At 36.7% G+C, this 17,670-nt stretch carries 15 protein-coding genes and 1 tRNA gene; 14 read left to right on the forward strand and 2 right to left on the reverse strand.

Annotation, left to right across the window (positions count from 1 at the left end; all coding sequences use genetic code 11):
• Positions 1-214 precede the first annotated feature (214 nt).
• From JZO85_RS07345 to JZO85_RS07375, 7 genes are all read left to right on the forward strand, one after another.
• A complete protein-coding gene (locus JZO85_RS07345; RefSeq protein ID WP_207107857.1) occupies positions 215-952 on the forward strand; it encodes a helix-turn-helix transcriptional regulator in 738 nt (245 codons plus the stop codon).
• Positions 949-1,389, forward strand: a complete 441-nt coding sequence (locus tag JZO85_RS07350) for a hypothetical protein (RefSeq protein WP_207107858.1) — start codon at positions 949-951, stop codon at positions 1,387-1,389. The genes JZO85_RS07345 and JZO85_RS07350 overlap by 4 nt, the downstream gene beginning before the upstream one ends.
• A gap of 643 nt (positions 1,390-2,032) precedes the next feature.
• Complete coding sequence (locus tag JZO85_RS07355) at positions 2,033-2,284, forward strand: DNA-binding protein (protein ID WP_207107998.1); 252 nt, start codon at positions 2,033-2,035, stop codon at positions 2,282-2,284.
• Between the two features lie 107 nt (positions 2,285-2,391).
• Entirely contained in the window at positions 2,392-3,570 is a 1,179-nt protein-coding gene (locus JZO85_RS07360; RefSeq protein WP_207107999.1) for a tyrosine-type recombinase/integrase, read from the forward strand.
• Between the two features lie 357 nt (positions 3,571-3,927).
• On the forward strand, positions 3,928-5,457 hold the full coding sequence (locus JZO85_RS07365) for a hypothetical protein (RefSeq protein WP_207107859.1): 1,530 nt from the start codon (positions 3,928-3,930) through the stop codon (positions 5,455-5,457).
• Between the two features lie 535 nt (positions 5,458-5,992).
• Positions 5,993-6,244, forward strand: a complete 252-nt coding sequence (locus tag JZO85_RS07370; RefSeq protein ID WP_207107860.1) for a helix-turn-helix domain-containing protein — start codon at positions 5,993-5,995, stop codon at positions 6,242-6,244.
• A gap of 46 nt (positions 6,245-6,290) precedes the next feature.
• Entirely contained in the window at positions 6,291-7,523 is a 1,233-nt protein-coding gene (locus JZO85_RS07375) for a tyrosine-type recombinase/integrase (protein ID WP_207107861.1), read from the forward strand.
• Positions 7,524-7,614: 91 nt separating this feature from the next.
• Here JZO85_RS07375 and JZO85_RS07380 read toward each other — a convergent pair.
• A tRNA-Arg gene (locus JZO85_RS07380) sits at positions 7,615-7,686 on the reverse strand.
• Positions 7,687-7,738: 52 nt separating this feature from the next.
• Between JZO85_RS07380 and rpoN the strand changes: the two genes are divergently transcribed.
• From rpoN to JZO85_RS07415, 7 genes are all read left to right on the forward strand, one after another.
• A complete protein-coding gene (gene rpoN / locus JZO85_RS07385; protein WP_207107862.1) occupies positions 7,739-9,040 on the forward strand; it encodes an RNA polymerase factor sigma-54 in 1,302 nt (433 codons plus the stop codon).
• Between the two features lie 177 nt (positions 9,041-9,217).
• The gene (locus tag JZO85_RS07390) at positions 9,218-10,261 is read left to right on the forward strand and encodes a sugar-binding transcriptional regulator (RefSeq protein WP_207107863.1); all 1,044 of its coding nucleotides are present in this window, start codon (positions 9,218-9,220) and stop codon (positions 10,259-10,261) included.
• Positions 10,262-10,296: 35 nt separating this feature from the next.
• On the forward strand, positions 10,297-11,298 hold the full coding sequence (gene gap, locus JZO85_RS07395; protein ID WP_207107864.1) for a type I glyceraldehyde-3-phosphate dehydrogenase: 1,002 nt from the start codon (positions 10,297-10,299) through the stop codon (positions 11,296-11,298).
• Positions 11,299-11,448: 150 nt separating this feature from the next.
• Positions 11,449-12,639 carry a phosphoglycerate kinase gene (locus tag JZO85_RS07400; RefSeq protein ID WP_207107865.1) on the forward strand — a complete coding sequence of 397 codons (1,191 nt, stop codon included), beginning with the start codon at positions 11,449-11,451 and terminating at the stop codon, positions 12,637-12,639.
• Between the two features lie 61 nt (positions 12,640-12,700).
• Positions 12,701-13,456, forward strand: a complete 756-nt coding sequence (gene tpiA / locus JZO85_RS07405) for a triose-phosphate isomerase (protein ID WP_207107866.1) — start codon at positions 12,701-12,703, stop codon at positions 13,454-13,456.
• 115 nt (positions 13,457-13,571) lie between these two features.
• The gene (gene eno / locus JZO85_RS07410) at positions 13,572-14,885 is read left to right on the forward strand and encodes a phosphopyruvate hydratase (RefSeq protein ID WP_088932259.1); all 1,314 of its coding nucleotides are present in this window, start codon (positions 13,572-13,574) and stop codon (positions 14,883-14,885) included.
• A gap of 282 nt (positions 14,886-15,167) precedes the next feature.
• Entirely contained in the window at positions 15,168-15,869 is a 702-nt protein-coding gene (locus tag JZO85_RS07415) for a hypothetical protein (RefSeq protein ID WP_207107867.1), read from the forward strand.
• 43 nt (positions 15,870-15,912) lie between these two features.
• Here JZO85_RS07415 and JZO85_RS07420 read toward each other — a convergent pair whose 3' ends face one another.
• On the reverse strand, positions 15,913-17,532 hold the full coding sequence (locus JZO85_RS07420) for a SulP family inorganic anion transporter (RefSeq protein ID WP_207107868.1): 1,620 nt from the start codon (positions 17,530-17,532) through the stop codon (positions 15,913-15,915).
• Positions 17,533-17,670: the final 138 nt, after the last annotated feature.

Consider the following 17,670-nt stretch of genomic DNA (forward strand, 5'->3'; position numbering starts at 1 on the left):
TGGTATATGACGCTTACAACCAAACAACTTCTGTTTTATAGTTAGTAAAGATATTCTTGAAACCGATTTCTAAAAATGTTAAGAAAATATTTAAAAATATAGTATTTCTGAATCAACCGCACAGTATTTTTGGATCAACATTATTCAAGACTATTTTAAGTGAATTTTTTACATGATAAAACAGAGTTACAGACAGAAAAGAGAGGTGAGGAAAATGGTTATAGTAAAGACAATTAACTATTTGAATTCAGATAATGAATCTGACCAAACCATTACTCACTCTGGAATTTCTCTGATCATCCAGAAAGAGCAAAGTAAAGTAAATGAAAAACCAACTCTATCGTTTTATTTACATTGTTGGACAAACGAAAAGACAAAGTTGCTGACAAAAAATTCTCAAATATTAGTACTTTGTTTAGACTCTATCTTTCAATGTAAAAACCAAACAGGAAAAAAATTTCAATTACAAGTCACTGAAGGCATTCAACAATTAGCCAATTTACTTTTCGCTTACTATCACTATTTAGTTCAAAGAGGTGTCACTTATCCGGTTGAACAAGGGGTACTAACTTTAGTAGATCTCATTTTAAATATGAATCATGATGTTTTTCAAACGGATAGTGGCGATGATTATGCGGCGGTTATTCAATACATGGAGAAAAACATGAATAAAAGGCTTACAGTGACTGATATTCATAAAGAATTGCATTTGAGTAGAGCGACACTAAACCGATTAAGTAGAAAAAATGCAGATATGTCAGTTATGGAATTGTTTCGAGCATTGAAATTATGCAAAGCAGAACGTTTCTTAAAGGAAACATCATTCTCAATTGCTGAAATCAGTAAAATGTTAGGTTTTAAGGATGATAGTTATTTCAATAAAACCTTCAAAAAGTTTTATGGAATCACTCCATTAGAATTTAGAAGAAAAGCCGGAGGTATCTATCAATGAAACAGAGTGAGAAAGATCAAATTTATCATCAAATGACGATGGTTTTAACTGAAATTCAGCGATTATTGAACATTTATGAAGGATTAAAAGTTCATGTGTTTGAGGAAAGTAACGTTGAGGTATCGATAGAATCAGTCAATACGTCAAAAGAAAACAAGCTTTTTGCGAAAGAAATTGAGAATCAAAAGTATTTCAGTGATCGAAAAATTGGTAGGTCTGGCTATGACTACCAGATTATTGCATTAACAATTGCCTCATTACTAAAAGAAAGTGGTCGACCATTATCATCAAAGGAAATACATGAAGATCTCTCAAAAAAAGGATATGTTCTCACTCGTTCAAATCTAACAAATAATATTCTAAGAAAAATAAACTTGGATAAAAGAATCAATGTCGAAAGAGCTTATCGTGGCTATTGGCAGTACCGACTGATTTAGTAAATCAATTTAGAGCATTTCATTTTTTCCTGAAAGCATCTAAGTTTTGGTTGTTTCCAGGAGTATGTGATTTTACTCTATAAAAATTTCAGTACTTTTGATTTTTGACAAAAAGTACTTTGTTCCTTGAAAACAGAATATTTTTAGCAAATGTGAAGGTACTAGTGTATCTGATCGTGGAACACGGTTTACTGGGACATTAGATACTTAAATTACATGTAAAAAGGGCTTACTTTTAAAACCTTAATGGTAACTATAACCAACTTTACTGTAATCACGTTTGCCAAAAATAAAATACCATTTGTTAGGTACGTTGGTTTTTGAACGAGCTATTACACACTTACGCCATGACGATGATTGATTCATACGAGCGATTTATGAGTGATGTAAAATCTAGATATATTTAGATGCCAAGACTTTCAAAATAATAATGATACTTCTGTAAAGCCCGGCGTAAACTGCGGGGAGGTGGAATTCCTATGTGCCCTAATACTGTATGAGGGAGCCTAACAAATGAAGCTTACTTTTCGTTAACTGACGAAATACTCAATGATACTTACGTAGATTAAAAAAATACAAAACTAAGGAGTGTGAGAAAATCAGTCCAGATAGTAAAGAAACGAAAATTTTGAATAAGCTAATCATGATTTTAGATGATTATACAAAAACGCTCCTGAATATAAATAAATTACCTTTAGTATTAACGAACGAAGATTTAAAGAGACAGTTTCAAGTCAGTGACAGTACGCTAAACAGATTAGTTAAACTATCTGATTTTCCTAACTGTTGGTATGGCATTCGCGGTCACTACTCAAGGGACCAGGTGATCGAATGGTACCAAAAGAATGATTATGAAGATTTCAAAGAAAAAATGCGGTTATTACGTTCTGTATAACCTTCAAAATTGAAAGGAGATGCTCTATAATGGGAAGCATAGAGAATATAGTAAGAATGATTTTGCTTTCCAGCAGTCTCCTTCAAACAGAGGAGGAAACCGTAGTGGTGGAAACAAAGGATCGTTTTAAAAAACATACTAGTGCTACTGGTGTGGTTACCTGGTACTTTCAAGCATTTCGAACAACACGAAGAGGATTCAAAACAAAAAGAGAGGCACAATTAGCATTTCTTGAGTTAAAGAAAAATCGCCAAAACAAAAAGAAGTTTGTTAATTCAAATGAAAAGTTTTCGGTCGTTGCAGATCAATGGTTTAAGTATTACAAATCTTTGAGAGAACAAAAGGCCAGCACCTATGACAAGCGTCAAAACTTGATTGTTGTTCTTAAACGATGGATTGGTGAGAAGAAGCTAGTTGAATTAACACCGGACTTTTTAGAAGAGTTGATGTTTTCTTTGAAGGAAAAAGGGATTGATGGTATTTCTCAAGGGTATTCAAAAAACTCCCTGTATTCATTAAGACAGACGTTGAACATGATTTTCAAATACTGTTTGAAACGAGAAATATTGAATGACAACCCATTGACGAATATTCGAATGCCTAAGTATCAAAAGAGTGTAAGTGAATTAAAAGAAACGTTGAATTCTTTGGATCAGAAATATCTTACGATCGACGAGCTCAGAACATTGTTGAATTATTCTATTATTCATGAAGAGTTACCGCTATCGACACTTTTTCATGTTCTGTTTTATACAGGATGTCGAATAAGTGAGGCACTGGCTTTACAAGTCGAAGATATCGATTTTGAAAACAACGAGATTCTTTTTTACAAACAAACATCTGTAAGAGGGAAGCAAATGGATTTTAAAATCGAAACGACAAAATCGATTAGTTCAGTAAGAAGAGTAGTAGTAACAGATTTAGTGATGGAGAAGCTTCGGCAACTTATTACAGCTCTTGATGGTATGCGTTCACAGTTTGTTTTTCGATCAAAAGAGAATTATCTTTTTGTTTATCTAGCTCCGTTCAAAAGAGGTATCCCATACCGTAGAGACTACGTAAATAATCACATCAAACGTTGTGTTGAACGTTGTGGAATTAACAAACCTTTTCATACACATCTTACCCGACACACGATGGCTAGTTTAGTTGCTGAGCATTGTAGTTGGGAAGTTTTGAAAGGAAGATTTGGGCACGCGGATAAGTCAACTTCGGAGATTTATCGCCATCTTACGTCGGATGAAAAATTGAAACCATTGAAGGCATTTGAAGCGTTAGAAAATTAGAAAAAACCAACGTTTTACTGTCGTCACGATGTAGTCAACACAAAATAAAAGGCTTTATACCAATAAAAAAGTGGCTTTTCATTAGAACAAAGAAATCAAAAATTAAAACGCTAAGCTATCTTTTTTTTTAGATCTTGAGAAAACCCCTACATGTTAATTGTTTTTTTAAGTTCTTTATTCAGATAAAGATTTTCTACTCAATTATTCTAGATTGTATCGTTTTCAGTACCATGGACAACCCGGAAAATTTTTTAAACTCCTAAGTTGATTATTAAAGATAATGTAGGCTTTATATCAAATACGGAGTAATTATTTTTAGTATTTAATTTCTGTAAAACAACAAACTGGAGATTACTGATGAACAATAATTTAGAGATAGTGTTTAATCAATACAATGACTTCTTTCAAACTGGTTCTCATATTAGAACATATCAAACGGCCTTGAGAGTTTTGAAAACTGGTTTTAATAACTTGGAAGATTTTCAAAAAAAAATAAATGAGTATGAAAGCGAAGAATTAAGGCAAAAATTTATAGATGATTATCAAAATCTTAACTCCCTATTAGATTTTGAACAACCGAGGTCAATTTTCTTATCTGTTATCTATATTACTATTGTTCTTGATTCAATTGGTGATGACTTTTTTGTTGAGATTGATATTGAGAGAAGGACACTACTTCAAATTGTTCTCTCAATAGTGATGTATGTTTTATTTTTGCAAAACTACAAGAATAATGAGAAAACACTCTCGAAAAAAGCGAAGAAATCTGTATTTGATAGGGAGGATTATCTTGTAGGTATAGAAGAAATCAAAAAAGTATGTTGGTCAATTCAATATGATGACTTTGAGAAATTTATCGATTTGTTCTCATTTGATTTTGAAAATAAAGGAATAGAGGAATTATATAACGAAAGATTATTCAGATTAGAAAAATTTATTTTCATTTTATCAATTGAGGAGTTTGTTGAGTATATTCTATTTCAAATTGAGTCTATTTATCGTACTCGCAGTATTGAAAAAGAGTTCTCAAAATATCAAAACAGAAAAGGTCTAGGATTCGAAAAATTAGTTTATAATTTATCAGTATCGTCTGGTTTATTTGATGAAATTGCACATTCCGTAAAATATTATCCATTCAAAAATAAGGTTGCTGAAATAGATATTATTATTAAGGATGAAGATTATCTTACTATTATTGAATGTAAATCAGGAACAATAGAACTGAAGAGTTCCTCAAATGATAATGAAGTAAAACAAAAGATAAATAATAAGGTAAAAAAAGCGTATCGAACTCTTGAAAATGCATATGATTATATTTGTTCGAATGAGACGTACAAGTTTATAAACGATACCGTTACTTTTAAAGGGGAAAGTAAGTCTATTGAACCATTATGTCTGCACCTTTCTATGTATCCAATCGATTCTTTATCTTCGAATATCCATGTTCTAAATGATAAATATATTGGTTCAAATAATAATCCAAAGATTACTATGTCTTTTGAACATTTCTTAGCGATTTTAATTGAGTGTAGAATTAGTGATTCTATTTCCATAACTAAATATTTAAAAAAGAGGAAAGAATACATTTTAGCAAATCCAAAAGTTAGTATGGATATTAATGAACTGGATTTGTACGCACAAATAGCTAATGTGAATGGGAAGTCTTTGTTGACGGAATCATCCGAGAAGAGTCTGTTGGATTCTTTTTCAGAAGATGTAAATATATTCACTTCATTTAAGGATGCAAATGGAAATGAGTATCGACCAGCGTATAATATGATAAAGAGTTTGGACAGTGTACTACTACCATGGGTGCTAGATTTTGATTTTGGTTTGAACAAGAGGTTTCTATCTTATTTTAAAAGGTTTATTTTATCTGAACATTAATAGAGTTAATTGGATAGAAAAGGATGAAGTATAATTTGAAGACAGGCGAAAAACTGAGAACGACAAAAAAGTTAGGGAAACTGTTTTAAATGTTAACTCATTGATAATGCTGATTTTTTAATAATTGAATCAAGATTGAAAGCAAACATTTCGAAACTTAATGGTTTCAAAATGTTTGCTTTTAACTATTTATTTAGTGAAGGCGAAAATAATGCCCTTTGCTCCTTGAAAAATGAATATCACACTTTTAAATTAAATGATCTGTCATTTGAGCTATTCTGTAGTTACGCCATGACCTTTGATAGCGACCACTGACTAACATAAAACTTGATTTGGATAATTGAGTTGCAATGACGATGACTGAATATAATGATACTTCCGCAAGGCTCCCGTAGACTGAGGAGAGGTGAAAAACCTATGAGCTTTATCTAAAGCGATTTAAAAGTGAAAAAAGTATTTTTAATTAAAGCAAGTGCTGCAAAATTTAATGATGTCTTATTACTAGTGGTTAGATAATACTAGGTGGTGATAGTTTTTGATTAATAACGTAATAACTAAGCAAGACCTCAATGATTTAAAAGTAAATATTGTTAAGGAAATATTGGTGGCACTCAATTTAAAATTGGAAAACCGATACTTAGCAAAAAAAGAAACGTGTAAATATTTAAAAATCTCAAATAATACACTTGATAAGTGGATTTTACAGGGTTTACCTGTGCTACGAATTAATGGCGTTTTAAGATTTGATCGGGTTGCGATTGATAAGTGGTTAGATGAACGAGTATAATAAGTTCATATCATCTTTGACTCGCAATCGAAGGAGATATCAATTCATGAGTATTTCGAAAACAAAAAATGGCTCATATCGGGTACGAAAAAAATATCCAAAAGATATTGTAAGTCTATTGGAATTGAATAGTGCCTCATATGACAAAATTTTCCCAACAAGAAAGGAAGCAAAACAGGCAGAGATTGATTTTGAAATTAGAGTTGCCTCTTTACGAGAAAATAAAGAAAACCTTCTCAATAAATCTTCAGGAGATATGCTTTTTAAAGTTTTTTTCGAAAATGAATATTGGAGTGACTATAGGGATGGCTTAACTAGTTCTCATCCAACACCTCCTACAGAAGCTACTATTAGAAATACTGAAGATATTTTTCGTTTACACTTACTGCCAATGTTTGGAAAATATTCTCTCAACTATTTGAATGAACATAAGCAATTTGTAGTAAAACAAATGAATAAGAAGGCCAAGCAGTATGCAAATTTCAAATCAGTGAGAAGCTATTTTATTCAGGTAATGGATTTGGCAGAAGAATACGATTATATCGACTATAACCGACTGACAAAGCCACTTAGAAAAATTAAATCTTCAAAAAAAAACCAATTGAAAACATTAAAAAAAGAGGAAGAGAAGTATCTGTGTGAAAGAGACCTCCTATTGTGGTTCGGAGCTGTCGAAAAAGACTACGTTGAAGGGCTTTTGAATATTCAAGAATATACATTGTTTTGGACAACTTTTTTTCTATCAGACCGTAAGTCAGAAAGTTATGCTCTTCAATGGAAGCATATTGATTTAGTTGAAGATCGTATTTATCTTACTCAAGCTCTTGATCGTTATGCAAACGTAAAAGCGACAAAGGGAAATAAAAAGAGTGTGATAATGATTCCTACTCCTTTAAAAAGGATTTTACTGGACTGGAAAAAATATCAGAAAAAAGAGCTTTTTCAATTTGGTATTAAACAGAACGGCGAGCAGTTTCTTTTTACTTATACAAATCGTAAGGGAGAAATTAATCAAAGATTGCACACTGACTATTTAAATCGTCGTATGCAAGTGATCCATAACCGCCATCCAGAACTAACCAAATGTACACCTCACAAATTACGACATACTTCAGCTACACTAGCTAAAATGAAGGGGATGTCTTTAGAAAAGATTTCTGAAGGGCTAACTCATTCAGAAATTGCTACTACTAAAGTATATGTCAATGACAATAGTGTTATTGAATTAACTCCAGCTTCTTTTGCATATGATGAAATAATGAGTGCCGCAGCAAAATAGGTGGGGGAATGGTGGGGAATTTGGTGGGGATTTCAAAAAAACACCTTCCATCAATAGATGAAAAGTGTCATAAACGCTACTATAATAACAATGCGCCCTGAGGGAATCGAACCCCCGTCTCAAGAACCGGAATCTTACGTGATATCCACTACACTAAGGGCGCAAGCACGTTTATTAGTTTAGCATATAATTTTAAAAAAACAAGGGGAAAGTATATGAAGTTTCAACAAGGTTATTCGCAAAAGCAGCAACAAACCCAAAAATTAGCGATGACGCAGGAATTGCAGCAATCGATTCAAATTTTACAATTTAATACTGAAGAGCTGCAGGATTACGTTGAAACGGTCTCTTTAGAGAATCCGCTATTTGAAGTTGTCGCGCCAAAAATTCAAAGTGACCTGATGCAGATGCACAGTGGGGCAGTCAAGGAAGAGTCATTTATCCAAATTGCTGATCATCCAGTCTCTTTGTTTGAACATTTGATTAATCAGGTTCATTTGAATTATAGAGATACCTTTATTCGAGAAATCATGCTGGTTCTGGTTGAGTATGTCGATGTAAATGGGTATTTGAAGGTTGAAGAAGAAAAGATCAAAGAAGAGCTAAATGCTACGGATATTCAATATCTTGATGCGTTGACACTGTTGCAGCAGCTCGATCCACCGGGTGTAGGTGCAAGAAATTTACAGGAGTGCCTGATGCTGCAAACGGAGCAGGATGATTATGCGCCGGAGTTGGCTTATCTTCTATTAGAAGAATCATTTGATGCCATTGCAAAAAGGAAGTTTGAACAAATCGCCAAGGAATATCAAATCAGTTTGGCGCAAGTTCAGCAAATATTAGATTACATCCGAACGTTGAACCCCTTCCCAGGAGCAAGTTTTGGAGGCCAAGACTCGAACTTCATCATTCCTGATCTGACATTAGTGAGAAGAGATGGGGAATTGGTTGTTTTATCAAACAAACGCGGACAATTGCGTTTGAATTTTCAAGAAAATTATTTTAATCGGCTGAAGCAACAGGCCGATGAAGAGACGAAAATTTACTTAAAGGAAAAGCTTCAGCAATTTGAGTGGTTGAATAAGACCCTCGGTCAAAGAAAAGATACGATTTTAGAGGTTGGAAAAATCATCGTTCAACATCAAGCGCATTTCTTTGAAGACAAACAAGGGGCGTTAAAACCGTTGATGTTAAAAGATGTTGCGAAGCAATTAGAGGTTCATGAGTCAACAATCAGTCGAGCAGTGAACGGCAAGTACATCGAGACTGATTTCGGAGTCTTCGAATTACGCGGCTTTTTCGTTAATAAGGTGAATGATGAAGATACCTCTGCTGATGAAGTGAAACAACTGATTGCTTCATTAGTAGAGCAAGAAGATAAACGCAAGCCATTATCCGACCAAAAAATTGTCGAGCTGCTCGCTGAAAAGGACCAGAAAATCTCTCGACGAACAGTAGCGAAGTATCGAGATGCACTAAATATTCCCAGCTCTTCTAAAAGAAAACGTTTTGATTAAGCCGAGTTGAAAAAACTTGGCTTTTTCCTTGCGTAGAAGACTTAAAACTGTTACACTTTGTCATGTAAGAAATTAGCAAATTTCAAATGAATGATTTGGCTTTCTTGCATTTTTTTTAAAATTCATGGGTCGCTAAAAGTCTATGAGGGACTACTTAAGTCCAACGGAGGAATTCCTTTGTTAAGTGAATTAAGAGTACTTGAAGCAATCGCCCCTGATGTGTTAGAGGTTGTAAAAAAAAGATACCGCATTATGCAGAATATTTTTTGGATGCAGCCGATCGGTCGAAGAAACTTAGCTGATTCATTGGGTCTCACTGAGCGTGTGTTACGCAGCGAGACAGATTATCTTAGAGATCAGCGTTTGATAGATGTAACAAAGAGCGGTATGTTGTTAACTGAAAAAGGCGAAGGGCTATTGCAGCATCTCGAATTATTGATGGAGCAATTCACCGGCATGGATCAGTTAGAAAAACAGCTTGCCTCACTTTTTAATATTGAACGTTGCTTGATCGTCTCTGGTAACAGTGATGAGCAGGAGAAGGTAATCGGTGAGTTTGGCGAGTTGGTTGATGAAGCATTGCAGCGTCAGCTACCAGATGGCCGAAACATTATCGCAGTGATGGGCGGGACGACAATGGCCGAAGTTGCCAGACATGTCAGCCCGTTAGAGACAGTGAAACGTCATAATCTTTTTGTTCCAGCTAGAGGCGGTATCGGAGAAGCAGTATCGATCCAAGCCAACTCAGTCAGTGCATTAATGGCTGCAAATGCTCATGGTGAGCATCGTGCCTTATATGTACCGGAACAGCTGAGCGAAGAAGCGTATCACACACTGTTGAAAGAACCTTCGATCAGAAGTGTTTTGGCGATGATCAAAGAGGCAAATTGTGTGGTTCACAGTATCGGTAGAGCTGTACATATGGCAGCTAGACGGAAAATGTCGGAAGAAGAGATTGTTCGTCTAAAACAGAAAAATGCTGTTGCTGAATCGTTTGGTTACTTTTTTGACGAATTCGGAGCGATCGTTCATAAAGTACCGCGTATTGGATTATCATTAGAAGATATCCAAAAAATGCCGACGGTTTTAGCAGTCGCTGGTGGCAAGAGTAAAGTCAAAGCCATTACAGCGTATATGAAAAATGCTCCAAAGCAAACGTGGCTCATCACAGATGAAGCTGCTGCAAATGAGATTTTAAAAGGGAAATCCCCTTTAAAATAAATATATTTTTTGATTCCATAAGGAGGAAATCTTAAATGACAGTAAAAGTTGGAATTAACGGATTTGGACGTATCGGACGCTTAGCATTCCGCCGTATCCAAGATGTAGAAGGATTGGAAGTTGTAGCTATCAACGACTTAACAGACGCTAAAATGTTGGCTCACTTGTTAAAATATGATACAACTCAAGGTCGCTTTAACGGAACTGTTGAAGTTCATGAAGGTTCATTCAACGTGAACGGCAAAGAAGTAAAAGTTCTTGCTAACCGCAACCCTGAAGAATTACCATGGGGAGACCTAGGAGTAGATATCGTATTAGAATGTACTGGATTCTTCACTTCTAAAGCAGCTGCTGAAAAACATTTAACTGCTGGTGCTAAACGTGTTGTTATCTCAGCTCCTGGTGGTAACGATGTTCCAACAATCGTTTACAACACTAACCACGAAACTTTAACTGGTGACGAAACAGTTATCTCTGGTGCTTCATGTACTACTAACTGTTTAGCTCCTATGGCTAAAACTTTAAATGATTCATTTGGCGTTGTTGAAGGATTAATGACAACTATCCACGCTTACACTGGTGACCAAATGACTCTTGATGGACCTCATCCTAAAGGTGACTTCCGTCGTGCACGTGCTGCTGCAGCAAACATCGTGCCTAACTCAACTGGTGCTGCTAAAGCAATCGGTTTAGTTATCCCTGAATTGAACGGTAAATTAGACGGAGCTGCTCAACGTGTTCCTGTTGCAACTGGTTCATTAACTGAATTAGTTACTGTTCTTAACAAAAAAGTTACTGTTGATGAAGTAAATGCAGCTATGAAAGCAGCTGAAACTGAATCATTCGGTTACAACACTGACGAAATCGTTTCTTCAGATATCGTAGGTATGACTTACGGTTCATTATTTGACGAAACTCAAACTAAAGTTATGACTGTTGGCGAACAACAATTAGTTAAAACTGTTGCTTGGTACGACAACGAAATGTCTTACACTGCACAATTAGTTCGTACTTTAGAATACTTCGCTAAACTTTAAGATTTATTCTAAACGAAAACAAATTGTCTGAAAAAAGGCGGGGAAGCAACGCGCTTCTCCGTTTTTTTCGTAAGTTTATCATTGGCTCTTTTATTGGAAAGAGTTGTATAATAGAAAAGATTTAAAAAAATTATTTGGAGGTTTTCTTTCATGGCAAAAATGACAGTTAAAGATCTTGACTTGAAAGACAAGAAAGTTTTAGTTCGTGTGGACTTCAACGTTCCTGTTAAAGATGGCGTGATTACTGATGACACTCGTATTAAAGCGGCGTTACCAACAATCAACTACATTTTAGAACAAGGCGGAAAAGCAATTTTGTTCTCTCACTTAGGTCGTGTGAAAACAGAAGAAGATAAAGCAGGCAAATCATTAAAACCTGTAGCTGTTCGCTTGAGCGAATTATTAGGTAAAGATGTAACATTTGTACCTGAAACTCGTGGTTCTGAATTAGAAGCAGCAATCGCAGACATGAAAGACGGCGACGTAGTTGTTTTTGAAAACACTCGTTATGAAGATATCGACGGCAAAAAAGAAAGCGGCAATGACGCTGAACTTGGTAAATACTGGGCTTCATTAGGCGATGTATTCGTTAATGATGCATTCGGTACTGCGCACCGTGCTCACGCTTCAAACGTAGGGATCGCTTCTACTGGAATTCCAACTGTTGCTGGATTCTTAATGGAAAAAGAAATCAAATTCATCGGCGAAGCTGTTGAAGAACCTAAACGTCCGATGATCGCAATCTTAGGCGGCGCAAAAGTTTCTGACAAAATCGGCGTAATCAAAAACTTGATTCCTAAAGCTGACAAAATCTTGATCGGCGGCGGAATGACTTATACATTCTACAAAGCTAAAGGTATGGAAATCGGCAACTCATTGGTAGAAGCTGATAAAGTTGACTTAGCAAAAGAATTGATTGAAGCAGCTGGCGACAAATTAGTTTTACCAGTTGATTCAATCACAGCGGCTGAATTCTCAAATGATGTTCCAACTGAAGAACATACTGGTGATGTTCCTGCAGGACAAATGGGACTTGATATTGGACCAGAATCAATCGCTTTATTCGCTCAAACATTAGAAGGTGCGAAAACAGTTGTATGGAACGGACCTATGGGTGTGTTCGAAATGAGCAACTTCGCAAATGGTACAATCGGCGTTTGTGAAGCTATCGCAAATCTTAAAGACGCTACGACAATCATCGGTGGTGGGGATTCTGCAGCAGCAGCTGAACAACTTGGCTTTGCTGACAAATTCACTCACATTTCAACTGGTGGCGGCGCAAGTCTTGAATTATTAGAAGGTAAAGAATTACCAGGTCTTGCTGCAATCAACGACAAATAAGAAAAGTGAAATGAGCTCTTACAGCTCGTGAAGCTAGACAATTAAAAAGGAGTTTATTTAAATGCGTAAACCAATTATTGCTGGTAACTGGAAAATGAACTTAACTGCTTCAGAAGCAAAAGACTTTGCAGAAGCAGTAAAAACTAAAATTCCTGCAAACGATAAAGTAGATTCAGTGATCGGATCACCTGCTTTATTCTTACAAGAATTAGTTGAAGCAGCAAAAGGCACTGAATTAAAAATCTCTGCTCAAAACTGCTACTGGGAAAATGCTGGAGCCTTCACTGGTGAAACTTCACCTGCTGCTTTAGCCGATCTTGGTGTAGACTATGTAATCATCGGTCATTCAGAACGCCGTGAATACTTCCACGAAACAGACGAAGAAATCAACAAAAAAGCCAAAGCAATCTTTGCTAACGGTATGTTGCCAATCCTTTGCTGTGGTGAGTCTTTAGAAACTTATGAAGCAGGCAAAACTGCTGAGTGGATCGAAGGACAAATCAAAGCTGGTTTAGCTGATCTTTCTGCTGAGCAAGTATCAAGCATGGTTATTGCTTATGAACCAATCTGGGCGATCGGTACTGGTAAATCTGCTGACGCGCAAATCGCTGACGAAATCTGTGGCGTTGTTCGTTCAACAGTCGAAGGTATCTACGGCAAAGAAGTTTCTGAAGCTGTTCGTATTCAATACGGCGGTTCAGTGAAGCCTGAAAACATTGCTGAATATATGGCTAAAGAAAACGTTGATGGTGCTTTAGTCGGCGGAGCTAGCTTAAAAGCTGATTCATTCTTAGCTTTATTAGAAGGCGCAAAATAATTTTTTAGAAAATTACGGTTTTTGTTTGCAACTACCGACGATTTTCACTACTATTGGTTATAAGGGTTTTTAATAACCCCTATTTACAAAAACAAATTTAAAGGAGAGACAAAACATGTCAATTATCTCAGACGTATACGCACGCGAAGTCCTAGACTCACGTGGTAACCCAACAATCGAAGTAGAAGTTTATACAGAAGACGGCGCATTCGGCCGCGGTATGGTTCCTTCAGGTGCTTCAACAGGTGAATACGAAGCCGTTGAATTACGTGATGGCGACAAAGCTCGTTACGGCGGTAAAGGTGTTACTAAAGCAGTTGATAATGTAAACAACATTATTGCTGAAGCAATAATCGGCTACGACGTACGCGACCAAGCTGCTATCGATGCTGCAATGATCGAATTAGATGGCACTCCTAACAAAGGTAAATTAGGTGCGAACGCTATTCTTGGTGTTTCTATCGCTGTTGCTCGTGCAGCTGCTGACTTCTTAGAAATCCCATTGTACAACTACCTTGGCGGATTCAACACAAAAGTTTTGCCTACTCCTATGATGAATATCATCAATGGTGGATCACATGCTGATAACTCTATTGACTTCCAAGAATTTATGATCATGCCTGTTGGCGCTCCTACTTTCAAAGAAGCTTTACGTTATGGTGCAGAAGTATTCCACGCTTTGGCTTCTATCTTAAAAGCTAAAGGCTTAGCTACTTCAGTTGGTGACGAAGGCGGATTCGCTCCTAACCTTGGTTCTAACGAAGAAGGTTTCGAAGTTATCATCGAAGCTATCGAAAAAGCTGGCTATGTACCTGGTAAAGACATCGTTCTTGCTATGGACGCTGCTTCTTCAGAATTCTACGACAAAGAAAAAGGTGTTTACGTTTTAGCTGACTCAGGCGAAGGCGAAAAAACAACTGAAGAAATGATCGCATTCTACGAAGAATTATGCGCGAAATACCCAATCATCTCTATTGAAGATGGCTTAGACGAAAACGATTGGGAAGGTACTAAGAAATTAACTGAAGCTTTAGGCGATAAAGTTCAATTAGTTGGTGACGACTTGTTCGTTACAAACACTGAAAAATTAGCGAAAGCTATTGATTTAGGTGTTGCTAACTCTATCCTTATCAAAGTTAACCAAATCGGTACTTTAACTGAAACATTCAACGCTATCGAAATGGCTAAAGAAGCTGGTTACACAGCAGTTGTTTCTCACCGTTCAGGTGAAACAGAAGATTCTACAATCTCTGATATCGCTGTTGCAACTAACGCTGGCCAAATCAAAACTGGTTCTCTTTCACGTACTGACCGTATTGCTAAATACAATCAATTATTACGTATCGAAGACCAATTGGGTGATGTTGCAGAATACAAAGGAATCAAATCTTTCTACAACTTAAAAAACAACCCATTTATCGGTAAATAATAGAGACAGACTTAGTTGTCTACTCTTCTGATATGTTACCCCTGACTAGGATTTAAGGACTTTCCTTATCCTGGTCAGGGGTATTTTTTATGGAAAAGGAAAAGAACCGATTTAGTCTAGCTTAGTCGTTATTGCTAAAACTTCAAATGTCGCGAAGTAAAATAAGTTACTTTGGGGGCTAGACGATGTGTCCTGTTATGTGTTTATAATAGAAGCAAGGAACAATTATCCGTCGTAAAGAGATTGGGAATCTATTTTTACGTTATATTTTTGGAGGGATTTATGAAAAAGATTGTTGGAATAGCAGTGGTATCTGCAAGTGTATTTATGTTAGCTGGTTGCAGCACAGAGAAGGAACAAAAAAGGGAAGCGACTATCTCACAGTCGTCTTCAGAGGAAAAAAAGAAACTTGAGATTATCTGCTTCAAAACGTTTGAAACAGATGAGTTGGGTAAAGCAATCATTACTGGAACAACCGAGCCGGATGCGATCGTTTCTATTGAAAATCAAAAAGAAACCGCAGATGAACATGGCTTGTTTCGCATAGAGTATCAATTATCCGAACCAAAGACTAAAGAATTGACATTGACAGCTAAAATAAAGAATGAAGAGACTGAGAAAAAGATTCAAATTGAGCCGTCATTAAGCTATCAGCGATCTAAAGAGAGTTCCTCAACGGTTGCTGTAGCAGAAACACAACCGTCTAGCGAAACTACTCAACCACAAACAACCCCATCGACATCGGCTGAGCAGCCGAAGAAGGACGATCAGGTCGGACAGGTTTTAGTTACGCCAAATGGTGAAGCGGTCACGGTCTTGCGTGTCCTGCCAAATGGAGAGAGAGTCGTTAGTGAGGAAACGTCTCAAGCGGATCTGAATAATGATGGTATCCTGACCTATGAAGAACTCGTTCAAGCAGAGAATGATTTAAACAAGCAAACAGAGGAAATAAGACGTAGACAACTTGAGGAACGAGAACAATAGTATTAAAAAAAGCTGTGAGAGCATTCTCACAGCTTTTTTTGAGCTAATAGTCCTGATGCAATGCATGAAGAGCGTGTGCGACAGTAGGGTGTTGATCGGGACAATCTGTCTGTTCATCCCAAAGTTGATTGAACTGCTTTTCTACCTCTGGCTGCATGGAGGTAAAAATCAATTTTTGATTATTGATTGCAGCGGTTGAGAAATAGTCAGCAAAGATATCCCTTGCAGTTAAATCAATACTTGGAACACCACGCAGAGAAAAGATGATCCCTTCTTTATCTACAGCCTTATCCAGTTCTCTTTTCAGCTGATTAGAAGACATAAAGAATAGTGGTCCAGTAATATAAATGACGACCCAATTAGAACCTACATCAGAATGTGACATTCCCATTCTCTGCCAGTCAATGCTTTCCGTAATAATGGAAATTTTCGCACTCTTGCTGATGAAGAAAACACAGCCGAAGAGGACTCCAATGACAATTGCGATACTCAAATCAAAAATAATCGTACTGAGCATGGTCACGAAAAACAAAAGAATTGCTGTTAGGTTTTTTTGCTGAATCATGGTTTTTATCGTTGTCCATTCATGCATACGCCAGCTTGTTACAAGCAACACACCAGCCAATGCAGTCATAGGAATCTGGGACATGATTGGTGCAAAAATAATCATGGATAAAAATAAAAAGAGAGCGTGAAAAATCCCGGCCAGTCGTGTTTGGGCACCGGATTTTATTGCTACACTGGTTCTGGCAATTGCAGCGGTTGCGGGAATCCCTCCAAAAAAAGGTAAAATCATATTGCCTATTCCTTGAGCAATCAATTCTTGATTGCTGTCAAGTTCTTTGCCAGTCATCCTTCCTGCAGCGGCACCGCAAAGCAGGCTTTCAATCATTCCTAGCATGGCAATGCTAACAGCAGGGAACAATAATTGCTTAATTAATGGAAGATTAAGCGTTGCTAAGTGTAGTCGTTCGCTGGTTAATAAGGAGGTTGGAATTTTCCCGACTTTCGCAACAGGCAGATTGAAGACAATGGTGACTAACGTGGCTAGAATAATTGCAACTAATGAAGGGGGTAAAATTTGACTCCATTTTTTTGGATAGAAAATCAATAGGGATAAAACGAATAGACCTAACAAAAGTGTTGGAAAATCAGGCGTGAAAGCATGACGGTAACTCATTAACTTTGCTAACGCACTTTCTCCAGCAGAAGTCGTACCGAAAAAGTTGTCGATTTGACCTAGAGCGATAATAATAGCGATACCGGAAGTAAAGCCTGTAATAACAGGTGATGGGATAAATGAGGTAAGACCTCCAAGCTTAAATAATCCGGCAATCAATAAAATGATCCCTGCGATGAATGTAGCGACTAAGACACCAGCCAACCCCTGACTGGCGATAATACCAGTTAGAATAGCTGCCATTGCACCAGTAGGTCCCGAGATCTGATAGAAACCGCCTGAAAGACTGCCAATAACGACACCTGCAATGATAGCTGTGATCATTCCGGCTGCTGCATCGGCTCCACTAGAGACGCCAAAAGCTAAGGCTAAAGGCAATGCGACTGCAGCAACAGTTAGCCCTGCCAATAAATCCTTTTGAAGTTTTCCCTTGGAGTAATGTCTAAACTCCTGTTGTAATAAACCCATGTAATGCTTGATCATAAAACACTCCTTTATAAAAAAATACGACAAAAGTCCGCAGGTAAACGGACTTTTTGAATAATAATTAAAATCATCTTTTACTATAGAATAGAACGAATAAAAGTACAATGGTTTTCTAATGATTTTCATGAAACAAGT

It is taken from the genome of Candidatus Enterococcus murrayae, from assembly GCF_017315985.1.
In the GTDB taxonomy this organism is placed as follows: domain Bacteria; phylum Bacillota; class Bacilli; order Lactobacillales; family Enterococcaceae; genus Enterococcus_A; species Enterococcus_A murrayae.

Coding starts and splice junctions, on each gene's coding strand:
- JZO85_RS07345 (WP_207107857.1), top strand. CDS start 215: ATGGTTATAGTAAAGACAATTAACTATTTGAATTCAGATAATGAATCT.
- JZO85_RS07350 (WP_207107858.1), top strand. CDS start 949: ATGAAACAGAGTGAGAAAGATCAAATTTATCATCAAATGACGATGGTT.
- JZO85_RS07355 (WP_207107998.1), top strand. CDS start 2,033: ATGATTTTAGATGATTATACAAAAACGCTCCTGAATATAAATAAATTA.
- JZO85_RS07365 (WP_207107859.1), top strand. CDS start 3,928: ATGAACAATAATTTAGAGATAGTGTTTAATCAATACAATGACTTCTTT.
- JZO85_RS07375 (WP_207107861.1), top strand. CDS start 6,291: ATGAGTATTTCGAAAACAAAAAATGGCTCATATCGGGTACGAAAAAAA.
- rpoN (WP_207107862.1), top strand. CDS start 7,739: ATGAAGTTTCAACAAGGTTATTCGCAAAAGCAGCAACAAACCCAAAAA.
- gap (WP_207107864.1), top strand. CDS start 10,297: ATGACAGTAAAAGTTGGAATTAACGGATTTGGACGTATCGGACGCTTA.
- JZO85_RS07400 (WP_207107865.1), top strand. CDS start 11,449: ATGGCAAAAATGACAGTTAAAGATCTTGACTTGAAAGACAAGAAAGTT.
- tpiA (WP_207107866.1), top strand. CDS start 12,701: ATGCGTAAACCAATTATTGCTGGTAACTGGAAAATGAACTTAACTGCT.
- eno (WP_088932259.1), top strand. CDS start 13,572: ATGTCAATTATCTCAGACGTATACGCACGCGAAGTCCTAGACTCACGT.
- JZO85_RS07415 (WP_207107867.1), top strand. CDS start 15,168: ATGAAAAAGATTGTTGGAATAGCAGTGGTATCTGCAAGTGTATTTATG.
- JZO85_RS07420 (WP_207107868.1), bottom strand. CDS start 17,532: ATGATCAAGCATTACATGGGTTTATTACAACAGGAGTTTAGACATTAC.